A 12,396-nucleotide genomic window follows, 5' to 3' on the forward strand; every position below is an offset into this window, starting at 1 on the left:
TTTACCCTTTACCCAAATCAGTTAATTCAATGGTCAGTTCCTCCCCGGTATAGTCAACGGTTTTTCCTGGGGCATCATCACCGAATGCCTTAGGGTTGTCCTTATTGACAAACACCACTTTAAAATTCCGGTTCTTCAGCATACCCTCGAATCCACCTTCACGCTGACCAATGGTCAAGGTGCCTTTGGCCTCATTATACACGAAGGGAATATTCGAATAGTTACCTTCCTCATAATTGTAATTGACGCCTTCATCCTCATACAGGGTAAAATTCCCATCCTTACCCCCGTAAACATACAATGTGATTGTTTCCGCTGGTTTTTCATCGGTATATTGAATCGCAGGACCCACTGGAATGATCGCCCCTTCGGGAATAAACAAGGGAAGACGGCCATAAGGTGCCTCGGCAGTCATTTCTTGGCCACCTTGGAGCATATCACCTGTATAGAAATCGTACCAATTGGACCCTTTGGGAAGATACACTTCCCGATCACGGGCACCATAACGATATACGGGACAAACCATGATCGAAGGACCGAACATAAATTGATCACTGACATTTTCCACTTTTTTATCCGTTGGAAAGTCCATCACCAATGGTCGCATTATGGTATAATCATCAAAATAGGTCTTACCTGCCAGGGTATATATATAGGGCATCAACTTATACCGCAAATGGGCATAATACAGAATGGACTCATAGGCCGGATGGCCTTCTGGGGCGATTTCCCATGGCTCACGAAAAGGAAACTGGCCGTGCGAACGGTACAAGGGGGCAAAAGCCCCAAACTGATGCCATCGCGTATTCAACTCGCGCCACTCCTTATAATCGGCATTCTCATTACCGGTTTGATCATAGTGCAATTGGGCACTTACATAACGGTCTTCGACACAAAAACCACCGATATCCATGGTCCAATACGGTATGCCACTTACCGCAAAATTAAGTCCGGCCGAAATCTGGGCCTTCATATCTTCCCAACGCGTACCGATATCACCACTCCAAGTGGCCGTAGAGTACCGTTGTAACCCTGCAAAACCGGACCGCGTCAATAAGAACACCCGTTTATTGGGTGCTACATCGCGTTGCCCATTATAGATTGCCTCGGCATTCATTAAAGCATAGGTGTTGAAATATTCTGTAGAAGGTCCCAATGCGGTAGGGCCTTGTAATGCCTTCCGATAATCCATATCGGTACAGTCCAAGATGTTCGGTTCACTGGCATCCATCCACCAGGCATCGATGTTCAAGGGATAATAATGCTCATAAATCTGTTCCCAGAACAATTTTCTGGCCCCTGCCGAATAAGCATCGTAGAACGACCCCATATGACCGGTACCTACCCAATCACGGATACTGTCCTTTAAGGCTTGTTGGTACATCCAACCCTTGTCATTGAATTCCTTGAAATGTTCGGTATTGCTATAGAATTTAGGCCAAATGGAAATCATCATTTTACCATTCATCGCATGGATGGAGTCGACCATACCTTTTGGATCCGGAAAGCGAGCCTTATCAAATTCATGGCTTCCCCACTGATCTTCCTCCCAATGGCTCCAGTCCATCACAATATTATCGATCGGGAATTTACGTTCCCTGAATTGCTTCAATGCCGTAAGGATCTCGTCTTGGGTCTTATAACGTTCGCGACTTTGCCAGTACCCCATGACCCACTTGGGCATGATTTGGGATTTTCCCGTCAAGGTGCGATACCCTTTGATGATCTCATCCATGGATTCGCCATACACGAAGTAATAATCCAACTTCTTATTCATCTCACTCCACCAAACCTGGTTGTCCTTTTCCTCGGCCAACTGTGGTTTTCTTGCGCGTAGTCCGCAATAGGACACACCCCCATCGGGTTTCCATTCAATATGCAAGGGAACGCGTTTCCCTTTTTCCATGTTCATGGTAAACTTATAACTATTGGGGTTCCAGGCCGTTCTCCATCGTTCGGGGACCACCAATTTATTGTCTAGATACAATTTGATATATCCGGCATAATAGAGTGTAAATTGAAATTTTCCCGTTTCCGAAGCTTCAATTTCCCCTTCATAGGAGACATCGGCATTTTTTAAAGGAAAATCCTTAGGCAGGTTCTTAACACTCTTGATATCCTCGAAGAAAATGGTCGGCTCATCCCGGACAATTTGCATTCCCCCATTTTCCGGGGCTGTATACGTACCCGTCAAGGCCCCTATGGCGCCCTTTTTATCATATAACTTAAAGACCGAATTCAATGGCCCATAAGGTCGACTATCACCAAAACGACTCAACGAATAACTATCCCATAGTAATCCATAATTCTTGTTGGAAACTATAAAGGGTACCGAAACCTTGGTGTTGTATTGAAAAAGTTCCTCGCTTTTACCCTTGTAATTGAACTCATCTGCCTGGTGTTGCCCGAGACCATAGAACGATTCGTCTTCCGGCGATTCGAAAATTTGGCGTATGGTGTAACCTTGGGTACCTTCCACCTCAATGGGCGTAAACGATCTACCACCCCCCTCGGACTCGGCCAAAATCGTCTTCCCCGCCTTATCCTTGTATTGTATGGTACCATCCACGATGGATACGATGACCTTTAGTTTGGCCGTTTCGAGTACAACGGTGTTCTTTTCCTCATTCACGGTAAACGGAACCGATTGCGTATCCGCAACAATAATTAAACTTGAATCTTTTGGGAATTCCTTTTCCGGAGTTGCCGAAACATGAACGATGTTTTCCCCTAAAACCCCGAGATATAATTTACCGGTCTGGTTACTTTCGGGATGCTCTAGGTCGACGATGATACCATCATCCACTTTTTGATAGTGTTTGGTTGAACAGGAAGTCAATACGATCAAGACGAGATAGACTAAAATTGCATTTTTGAGTTTCATTCTTATGGGTTATTTAAACGATATTCACCTAATACATAACGCATCCCCCTTGGTGTCGAAACCAAAATACCCGACCCTAATTCCACACTCCATACGCTCGTTAGGCGTGTATTCAAAAACCGTTCATCGTAAAAATATTTCCTGCACGGATCCAATGGTATGGCCATGGCATTTTGCTCCCAATGGGATGGTTATCAAACTTAATCAAAACAATAAAGATAGCCTAAAACGAAGATTAAATTGAATCAATCTGCATAGTAAATGTCACATATTGCGCATGTTGGCCATCTATTCCCCTTATCATGTGAACCAAACGGATGTATTCCGTTTGGTAAAAAACAAACCCACCATTTACAAATAATGATCAAGCCATTTCCAATGGACCCATGGCTTTCAAAAGCCTGTCGGTTTCCTCAAGTGCGACAATGATTTTTTGATAGTGCAGAATAGCATCGACCCCAAGGGTTTGCCCCATGCGATCCCTTAACCATTTTTGGGCCGGTTGACAACCACCTACATAGAACTCCCAAGCCAATAAAGGCACCTTATCAAAATACTGTTTATCATTGATCCACACCTTACCTTTTGATTCATCAATGGGTTCATACCCCCCATCCGTTTTGGTAAGCTTCCGCGTTATTGTATTGTCCCCTTCGTTGGGAAAGCTTGTATTGGGACTTTCCATTTTGGAGGACTCCAGCGTATGAAGTTGTCGTATTTGCCCCCCTAATTGCACCCATTTCCAAAAAGTATCCGAGTCCTTTGGGTGGGGCATATGCGAAAAATCGACATTCTGGGACTGGCCATAGGTTGGCGTCTGCAACACGGCATAAAAATAGTCCAAAACATCCCTTGGCGTAAAGGTTGATTTGTAATCATCCCTTAATTCCGGACTATTTATAAAACACACATTACTTTCGGGTTCATTTTCGGTAACAAAGGTCAAGCCAAGCTTTTTGGCCATTCCGTCCACGACTTCCAAATCCAGGTTTGGAATGCTTTCCGCGAATTGTCCCGTGCCCAATTGCCCATTAATTTCCAGGTATAGGAAACGTGGAAAAATACAACCAGTCTCTTTTGTATGGGATGTTCTATCGCACATATCGGAAAATAATATACTTATAAAGATACCCATATGGAATGAAAAAGTCGCCGTGAGTGTATTGGAATGGAATTTTCATTAACAAGCGTGTTATTATGAATTGAGGCTTATAAAAACAAACAAACCAAGGATATACATCTTCGATTTTCGTTTATTTTCGTTTATTTGTTTTTATTTTCTTTAATTTGTACTATGGCAACACTACCCAATATACGACGAGAAAAAATCATAGAGCTTTTGCAAGAAGATGGATCTGCAAAAGTTTCCGATTTAGCCAAGATTTTTAAAGTAACTGAAGTAACAGTAAGGCAAGATCTAGAAAAGCTTGAAAAGCGGGGCTTGATTGTTAGGGCACATGGTGGTGCTTTTCTTAAAAATATGGAAGATCAAGTGAAAAACTTCGCTTTATTCCATCAAGAAAATATGGAAAAGAAGGAGAGTATTGCTCTTAAATGTCTTGATTTTATTGAGATTGGAGACACTATTATTTTAGATTCAGGAAGCACTACCACTGAAATTGCAAAAAGATTAATAGGTTTTAAAAGCTTAACGGTTATTACCAATGCGTTGAATATTGCGATGATGTTGGGCACAAAACCTGGAATTGAAGTTATTATGACCGGTGGTGAATTTAAACCGCCAACATTATCACTGACAGGGCAAAAGGCAGCTGATTTTTTTAAAGGTTTGAATGTTCAAAAGTTATTTTTAGCTACGGCAGGGATTTCATTAAAAGCAGGCTTGACTTACCCTAGTATTAGTGATTTGGTAGTGAAAAAGGCAATGATCGATGCCGCTGATATTACCTATTTGGTCGCTGACAGTACTAAAATCGGTAAAAGTGCCTTGGCGAGTTTAGGGGCTCTATCCCTGATTGACTATTTAGTTACAGATTCCAGCATGGAAGAGCGGGATAAAAAGGTGTTTAAGGATCATGAAATTGAAGTAATTATATCATAAAAGAATAAAAAATATAATCATGTCAAAATCAGCATTAAGTATTGGAATAATAATTGGGAATCGCGATTTTTTTCCTGATAGTTTGGTAGAGAAAGCAAGAACTGAAATTATTGAAGTGTTTGCCAAATTAAGAATAAAACCTATCTTATTAGATACTACGGACACGAAATTAGGTGGTGTTGAGACGTTTAAGGACTCTCAAAAATGTGCCGACCTATTTAAAAAACACAGAAATGAAGTAGCAGGAATTTTAGTATTACTTCCAAATTTTGGTGATGAAAGAGGCGTTGCGGATACGCTTAAACTGGCGGGCTTAAATGTACCTGTATTGATACAGGCATACCCCGATGAATTGTCGAAAATGAATGTTATTAATCGACGTGATTCTTGGTGTGGCAAAATATCAGTTTGTAATAATTTATATCAATATGGAATAAAATATACCTTAACCAGTAAACACGTTTCTTCCCCAACCGAAGAAATATTCCAAAATGATTTAAAAGATTTTGTTGCCGTTTGCCGTGTGGCAAAAGGGTTAAGAAATGTTAGGATAGGTGCGGTAGGGGCAAGACCTGGAGCCTTTAACACGGTCCGATATTCAGAAAAAATATTGCAAAGAAACGGAATTACAGTAACGACCATAGATTTGTCCGAGATACTTGGTAATGCAAATAAACTCACGAAAGATGATGCTTCCGTGAAGCAGCATTTAGAGAAGATCAATGCGTACGCTTCAAAAGGAAAAACACCTGATGAAGCAATGATTCAAATTGCAAAACTAGATGTCGTATTAAATAATTACGTTGAAGAATATGCTTTGGATGCCACGGCTATACAATGCTGGACTTCCCTTCAACAGAATTTTGGGTGCAATGTATGTACAAGTATGAGTATTATGTCAGAGAATATGTTGCCATCAGCTTGTGAAGTTGATGTGACCGGTACGCTTACGATGTATGCCATGCAATTGGCTTCAGGGTCACCGAGTGCTTTGGTAGACTGGAACAATAATTATGCAGAGGACCCGAATAAATGCGTATTGTTTCATTGTGGTAACTGGGCAAAATCATTTTTACCGGACATTGAAATAAGTAATGCCCCAATTTTGGGAACTACCGTAGGTGTTGAAAATACGTATGGTGCATTGGATGGCCGCACTCCAGCAATGCCATTAACCTATGGAAGAATCAGTACGGATGATCCAAAAGGAATAATCAAAGCCTATATCGGGGAAGGTGAATTAACAAATGACCCGCTAGCTACATTCGGTAATAGGGCCGTAGCACAAATTGGGAACTTACAAGGTTTAATGAATTATGTATGTAGAAATGGTTTTGAGCATCATGTCGTTATGAATGCCTCTAAAACAGGTTCTATTTTAGAAGAAGCTTTAGGGAATTACATGGGATGGGATATTTATAATCATAAATTATAACCAAAAATGCAATCGATTGTTTATTTAAGAAAATCATATAGATGACAAACAAAGAACTAAAATTAAAGTCGGTATTCCTGAGAAAGAATCTTCTCAAATACATTTATATAGCGAAAGCCGGACATACAGGAGGCAGTCTTTCGTGTGTAGACACATTAAATGTTCTTTACAACCGCGTTTTAAATGTCGATCCCAAAAATTTTAAATCCCCAGACAGGGACCGGTATATTCAAAGTAAGGGACATTGTGTGGAAGCACTTTTTGTGACCTTAGCCGATCGTGGTTTTTTTCCAGAATCGGATTTGGAGACGCTTTGTAAATACCAATCACACTATATAGGACATCCCACAAAGAAAGTAAATGGAGTTGAGCAAAACACAGGAGCATTGGGGCATGGCTTGCCTATATGTGTGGGAGAGGCCATTGCGGCCAAATTGGATCATAAGTCCCATAGGATTTTTACGCTTTTAGGGGATGGTGAATTGCCAGAAGGTTCCAATTGGGAAGCATTCTTGTCTGCGTCACAGTATAAGCTAGACAACCTGTATGCCATATTGGATAATAACAAACAACAAATTACGGGTTATAATAAGGATGTTATGAATACCGATTCCGTCCGGGAAAAGTTGGAAGCTTTTGGTTGGGCCGTAAGGGAAGTTGATGGCCATAATCTCGAAGAACTGGAAGAGGCACTAAACAATGGGCCATTTGAAGCTGGAAAGCCGAATTTTATTATTGCCCATACCATAAAGGGAAAGGGAATTAGCTATATGGAAGGCGTAACGAAATGGCATCATGGAGTTCCGTCGCCTGAACAATATGAATTGGCAATGACAGAATTGACAGAAGCGGAAGTATTAATCTAGAACATCATGGAATTAGATAAAATAGAGGAAAAAGTATTGAAGATGGGAAAGGCCAATCAAGAGGTATTCTCTCAAATAATGCAAGAATTGGCAGAAACGGATAGAGACATTATTGCCGTAACAAGTGACTCACGTGGTTCTGGTAAATTAGTGCCCTTTGGAGAAAAATACCCATTTCAGATTGTTGAAGTGGGAATTGCAGAACAAAATTTAGTAGGTGTTGCCGCAGGATTGGCGTCTGCAGGCAAAAAAGCATTTGCAGTGTCACCTGCCTGCTTTTTAAGTGCCCGTGCCTTGGAGCAAATAAAAAATGATGTCTGTTATTCAGATAACCCCGTAACCCTCGTAGGTATTAGTTCAGGGGTTAGTTATGGAGCCCTGGGAACGACCCATCATAGTCTGCACGATTATGCCGCACTACGTGCCATAAACAATATAATTATTGTAGCACCGGCAGATAATTTTGAAACGGAGCAGGCCGTTCGTTTGGCAGCCAAATCCAGCAAGCCCGTTTATATGCGTTTTGGCAAAAAAGCCATGCCCTATTTAGATGAAAGCAATCAAACCTTTGAATTTGGTAAAGGTCGCATTGTGCGAAAAGGGGAAGATATTACCATAATAGCGTCTGGAGAAACAGTTTACCCTGCGTGGCTAGCTGCACAAAAACTTGAAGATGAAAACGGCATAAAAGCAACAGTTGTCAGCATGCATACTATAAAACCGTTAGATACCGACTTATTAAATCAATTGGCCTCAAATGGAAACCCTATAGTTACGGTTGAAGAGCATATGGTCAATGGTGGTTTAGGAGAAGCCTGTGCTTCGTATCTATTTCAAAAGGGAAATACAAATAAATTTAAAATTGTAGGTATTCCTGATGAGTATACCGTTACAGGTTCGCAAATAGAAATATTCAACCACTATGGAATATCAGAAAATGGTCTGTATAAAACCTGTAAGGAATTGTTAGCCATTTAAATTCAGATTTATGACCCTACCTATTAAAGCATTCAAAGCACAACATTCCATTTTTCTATTACTAGCCGTATGTACTGTATTTAGCTGTAATCCAAAAAAAGAGGATGCTCCTAAAAAAATAGCTGTGGTAATCTCCACCTTAAACAATCCTTGGTTTGTTGTTTTAGGGGAATCTGCCGCCGAACGTGCAAGAGCATTGGGGTATGAAGCGACGATTTTCGATTCACAAAACAATACTTCAAAGGAAGCGGAGCACTTTGAAAATTTAATTGCTGCCGGTTATAGTGCGGTTTTATTCAACCCAACAGATTCTGAAGGCTCGGTATCCAATGTAAAACGGGCAAAAAAAGCAGGTGTCCCTGTTTTTTGTATGGATAGGGAAATAAATTCCTTAGATGCAGCTACTTCACAAATTATCTCCGATAGTTTTTCTGGCTGCGTAGAACTGGGAGAGTACTTTGTCAGACAACTTGATAAAAAGGGTAAATATGTAGAGCTTCTAGGTTTGGTTGGCGATAATAATACATGGAATCGTTCTAAGGGATTTCACAGTGTTGTTGACCATTTTCCAGATTTGGTAATGGTTTCCCAACAAAGTGCGGATTTTGACAGAAGTAAAGCCATGGAAGTATTAGAGTCCATTATGCAATCGAATCCTGATATCGATGCCGTTTTTTGTGGTAACGACGCTATGGCTATGGGTGCTTATCAAGCCTTGGTTGCATCAGGTAAGGAAAAAGAGGTTATGGTCTTTGGTTTTGACGGTGCTGATGATGTAATGAATGCTATTCACGATAAAAAAATAAAGGCTACAGTAATGCAATCACCAAAGGCAATGGCAAAGACTGCGGCTGAATTAGCGGATAAATACATCAAAGGTAAGCGCGATTTTATGGCAAAAACACCACTTGCCGTTGATGTGGTTACGCAAGAAAATATAAATGAATTTGGTGCTTATGGTTCTGAAAAATAAACAGCTATGAAAAAACCACTTACTTATTTCCTTATAGCACTCATTTTAGGTATCGTTGCTTACAATTCCGTTTATATCAAAAAACTGGACGACGTTAAGAAAGAACAAACCAAGGCAACCTTTGATGCCAAAACCTATGCAAATGACTTTTTCAATTCAAAATTAGAGACCGTTTCAAGCACTGCCGCCGCAGATTTTTTGAATAACATAAAAGCCGATGTTAAAGGGTATTCCGAAGAAAACGGAAACAAGCTTGGTATAAGTACGGATTATTATTTTATAATCGATGGAAATGCTTCCGTAGTGGAAATTGAAGATGAATATATTCTGGTAACCCTGGATGATGACCACCAAAAAATGAAAATTGCAACAGATTTCATTTTTGGAAACGCCATTCGTGAAGGCACGCAAATGGCACATATCGGCGACTACCAAAACACTATGGATTACAACAATATTTCGGTTGAATCGAACAATATTGTTAGAGAAACCATTCTACCTCCTTTTATCCAAAAGGTTAAAAAAAGTGATAGTCTCTATTTTAAAGGGGCTGTTAGGTTAAATACAAAAAAACCAAAGTTTGAAGATTTAAGAGTCATTCCCCTTGTATTAAAAATCAAAAAATAAAACTTTGAAAGACCAACCAAACATCATATTGCAGGCTAAAAACATTACCAAAAGATTTGGTGGCGTCATAGCTTTGGATAATGTAAACCTTGATGTTCATTTAGGGAAGGTAAATGTTATTGTTGGCGAAAATGGTGCGGGGAAATCCACTTTGATGAAGATTCTTTCAGGTGTATATCCTGAATACGAAGGAGAACTGCTTTTAAACAATGAACAAGTAAACTTCAATAACCCTAAGGAAGCGATGCGAAAAGGCATTGCCATTATCCATCAAGAATTAAACTTAATCCCCTATTTAAGCATTGCTGAGAATATTTTTTTAGGAAGGGAAATCCATAATGCGTTTGGAATTCTAGATTCCAGACAAATGGTAAAACAAACCAAAAAACTATTAGAGCGCTTAGACTGCTACTTGAATCCAAAAACCCTAGTATCAGAACTTAGGGTTGGAGAACAACAGCTAATAGAAATAGCAAAAGCACTTCTAGAGGATGCCAAAATCGTTATCATGGATGAGCCTACTTCAGCTATATCCGATACCGAAGTAGAATCTTTATTCAAGATTATTGCGAATCTTAAAAAGCACAATGTTTCTATTTTGTATATCTCACATAAATTAGATGAACTTTTTTTAATTGCCGATAGGTTTATTGGCTTGCGAGACGGAAAAACGGTTGGAACCATTGAGCAAGTCGAAGGAGCAACCAAAGACGACCTTATCCGTTTAATGGTCGGGAGGGATATAAAAAACATATATGAAAAAGATGCTGTTACTTTTGGAGACGAGATTCTTAAGGTAAAGGATATATGCCTTCCAAAGGCCACTAATAAATCCTGTTTTTTAATAGAGAATATTAATTTCAGTGTAAGGAAAGGAGAGGTTTTAGGGTTGTTTGGCTTAATGGGGGCCGGAAGAACGGAATTGCTTGAAACCCTTTTCGGGTTACATCCGAAAATTATGACAGGCTCTGTTTTTATTGATAATAAAGAGGTGAAAATCAAATCAGTCATGGATGCCATACAAAATGGTATGGGTCTAGTTCCTGAAAACCGTAAGGAAGATGGACTGGTCCTGCCAATGGAAATAAGTAAAAATGTTAGCATGGCTTGTGTTGACAAGGTTGTGAAAAACGGTTTTTTAAACAGCGAACTAGAATCACTTTTATCTAAAAAGTATATTGAATCCCTTAATATCAAAACGCCATCGGAAAAACAACTTTCTAAAAATCTAAGTGGTGGAAACCAACAAAAAGTAGTTTTAGCGAAATGGCTTGCTACAAATCCTAAGGTTTTGTTTTTGGACGAACCGACAAGAGGTATTGATGTGAATGCCAAAAATGAAATCTATCACCTCATTAACACTCTGGCAAAGGAAGGATTGGGTATTGTTGTCGTGTCTTCTGAACTTCCTGAAATCATGGCGATTTCAGATCGCATTTTGGTTTTGAGCAATTCTAAAATTTCAGGGGAATTCAATCAAGGGAATGCAAACGAAGAGGCTATAATGAAAGCTGCCACGGCATAGTCAGTCGTAGTTGATAAAGAAAATGTATCAAAACCAACGAAATAAGATTATTATAAAATGACAGATTTAAAATCCATTTTGGTTAAATTTCAATCCATCATTGCCTTATTGGTGCTATGCGTGGTTTTAACGATTCTGTCCGATAAATTTTTCACCCTTGAAAATGGATGGAACATTGCCCGGCAAATTTCCATTAATGTATGTATTTCCGTTGGTATGACCATGGTTATATTAACAAAGGGTATCGATTTATCCGTTGGATCTATTCTTGCTTTTAGCGGTGCCATTGCAGCTGGTCTTTTAAAATATGGATTGGAAATCCCTTCAATGAACACCTATATTGGTTTTACCGTATTTGGTGCTATCCTTGCCGGGTTGACCGTTGGTGGTGGACTAGGCGTGTTAAATGGCTGGATGATTACCCGTTTTAAAGTACCTCCTTTCGTGGCCACTTTAGCCATGCTGGCCATTGCTAGGGGCGCAACGATGTTATGGACAGGTGGTTTTCCGATCACAGGATTAGGAGCTGATTTTGCGATAATAGGAACGGGTTGGTTTTTAGGAATACCCATGCCGGTTTGGATAACCGTGATTGTGGTTGTACTTGCTGTCATTCTTACCAAAAAGACAAAATTCGGAAGACATATATATGCTATTGGTGGTAACGAAAGTGCAGCAAGATTATCAGGGATAAACATCAATAAAATAAAAACATGGGTATATGCCATAGCTGGGATTTTAGCTGCTGTCGGTGGTATTATTCTAACTGCCAGATTAGATTCTGCCCAACCTAATGCAGGTATGAGTTACGAGTTGGATTCTATTGCTGCGGTGGTTATCGGAGGTACATCACTATCAGGTGGTAGAGGTTCTATTATGGGGACTGTTCAAGGAGCGTTGATAATCGGTGTTTTAAATAGTGGTTTGGTATTGCTTAATGTATCCCCCTTTTGGCAACAAATAATTAAAGGCGTGGTGATTTTGTTAGCTGTCATTATGGACCGATTGAATCATCCAAACGAAGATTGAATTTATTTCCCATTTTT

At 39.9% G+C, this 12,396-nt stretch carries 10 protein-coding genes; 8 read left to right on the top strand and 2 right to left on the bottom strand.

Going from position 1 to position 12,396, the window contains the following annotated elements:
- Position 1: 1 nt before the first annotated feature.
- Positions 2–2,884 carry a TIM-barrel domain-containing protein gene (locus LX92_RS13180; RefSeq protein ID WP_109651359.1) on the bottom strand — a complete coding sequence of 961 codons (2,883 nt, stop codon included), beginning with the start codon at positions 2,882–2,884 and terminating at the stop codon, positions 2–4.
- Between the two features lie 364 nt (positions 2,885–3,248).
- On the bottom strand, positions 3,249–4,019 hold the full coding sequence (locus tag LX92_RS13185) for a type ISP restriction/modification enzyme (RefSeq protein ID WP_109651362.1): 771 nt from the start codon (positions 4,017–4,019) through the stop codon (positions 3,249–3,251).
- 159 nt (positions 4,020–4,178) lie between these two features.
- On the opposite strand from LX92_RS13185, the gene LX92_RS13190 reads away from it, so the two are divergent.
- Genes LX92_RS13190 through LX92_RS13225 form a run of 8 tightly spaced genes read left to right on the top strand, consistent with a single transcriptional unit; the run spans position 4,179 to position 12,379 of the window.
- A complete protein-coding gene (locus tag LX92_RS13190; protein WP_109651364.1) occupies positions 4,179–4,946 on the top strand; it encodes a DeoR/GlpR family DNA-binding transcription regulator in 768 nt (255 codons plus the stop codon).
- A 19-nt stretch (positions 4,947–4,965) separates the two neighbouring features.
- Positions 4,966–6,381 carry an L-fucose/L-arabinose isomerase family protein gene (locus LX92_RS13195; protein WP_109651366.1) on the top strand — a complete coding sequence of 472 codons (1,416 nt, stop codon included), beginning with the start codon at positions 4,966–4,968 and terminating at the stop codon, positions 6,379–6,381.
- A gap of 41 nt (positions 6,382–6,422) precedes the next feature.
- Positions 6,423–7,247, top strand: a complete 825-nt coding sequence (locus LX92_RS13200) for a transketolase (protein ID WP_109651368.1) — start codon at positions 6,423–6,425, stop codon at positions 7,245–7,247.
- Between the two features lie 6 nt (positions 7,248–7,253).
- Complete coding sequence (locus tag LX92_RS13205; protein WP_109651370.1) at positions 7,254–8,225, top strand: transketolase family protein; 972 nt, start codon at positions 7,254–7,256, stop codon at positions 8,223–8,225.
- Between the two features lie 10 nt (positions 8,226–8,235).
- Positions 8,236–9,198: a D-ribose ABC transporter substrate-binding protein gene (locus LX92_RS13210; protein ID WP_109651372.1), complete on the top strand. Its 963-nt coding sequence runs from the start codon at positions 8,236–8,238 to the stop codon at positions 9,196–9,198.
- 6 nt (positions 9,199–9,204) lie between these two features.
- Positions 9,205–9,825 carry a DUF2291 family protein gene (locus tag LX92_RS13215; protein ID WP_109651374.1) on the top strand — a complete coding sequence of 207 codons (621 nt, stop codon included), beginning with the start codon at positions 9,205–9,207 and terminating at the stop codon, positions 9,823–9,825.
- A 4-nt stretch (positions 9,826–9,829) separates the two neighbouring features.
- Positions 9,830–11,350, top strand: a complete 1,521-nt coding sequence (locus LX92_RS13220) for a sugar ABC transporter ATP-binding protein (RefSeq protein ID WP_211315877.1) — start codon at positions 9,830–9,832, stop codon at positions 11,348–11,350.
- A gap of 57 nt (positions 11,351–11,407) precedes the next feature.
- Positions 11,408–12,379, top strand: coding sequence for an ABC transporter permease (locus LX92_RS13225; RefSeq protein WP_109651377.1), 972 nt, complete (start codon positions 11,408–11,410; stop codon positions 12,377–12,379).
- Positions 12,380–12,396: the final 17 nt, after the last annotated feature.

Origin of the sequence: Maribacter polysiphoniae (genome assembly GCF_003148665.1) — a bacterium.
In the GTDB taxonomy this organism is placed as follows: Bacteria; Bacteroidota; Bacteroidia; order Flavobacteriales; family Flavobacteriaceae; genus Maribacter_A; species Maribacter_A polysiphoniae.

What these genes read in the sequence shown, in the direction of transcription:
- LX92_RS13180 (WP_109651359.1), bottom strand. Translation starts at nt 2,884, where the DNA reads ATGAAACTCAAAAATGCAATTTTAGTCTATCTCGTCTTGATCGTATTG.
- LX92_RS13185 (WP_109651362.1), bottom strand. Translation starts at nt 4,019, where the DNA reads ATGGGTATCTTTATAAGTATATTATTTTCCGATATGTGCGATAGAACA.
- LX92_RS13190 (WP_109651364.1), top strand. Translation starts at nt 4,179, where the DNA reads ATGGCAACACTACCCAATATACGACGAGAAAAAATCATAGAGCTTTTG.
- LX92_RS13195 (WP_109651366.1), top strand. Translation starts at nt 4,966, where the DNA reads ATGTCAAAATCAGCATTAAGTATTGGAATAATAATTGGGAATCGCGAT.
- LX92_RS13200 (WP_109651368.1), top strand. Translation starts at nt 6,423, where the DNA reads ATGACAAACAAAGAACTAAAATTAAAGTCGGTATTCCTGAGAAAGAAT.
- LX92_RS13205 (WP_109651370.1), top strand. Translation starts at nt 7,254, where the DNA reads ATGGAATTAGATAAAATAGAGGAAAAAGTATTGAAGATGGGAAAGGCC.
- LX92_RS13210 (WP_109651372.1), top strand. Translation starts at nt 8,236, where the DNA reads ATGACCCTACCTATTAAAGCATTCAAAGCACAACATTCCATTTTTCTA.
- LX92_RS13215 (WP_109651374.1), top strand. Translation starts at nt 9,205, where the DNA reads ATGAAAAAACCACTTACTTATTTCCTTATAGCACTCATTTTAGGTATC.
- LX92_RS13225 (WP_109651377.1), top strand. Translation starts at nt 11,408, where the DNA reads ATGACAGATTTAAAATCCATTTTGGTTAAATTTCAATCCATCATTGCC.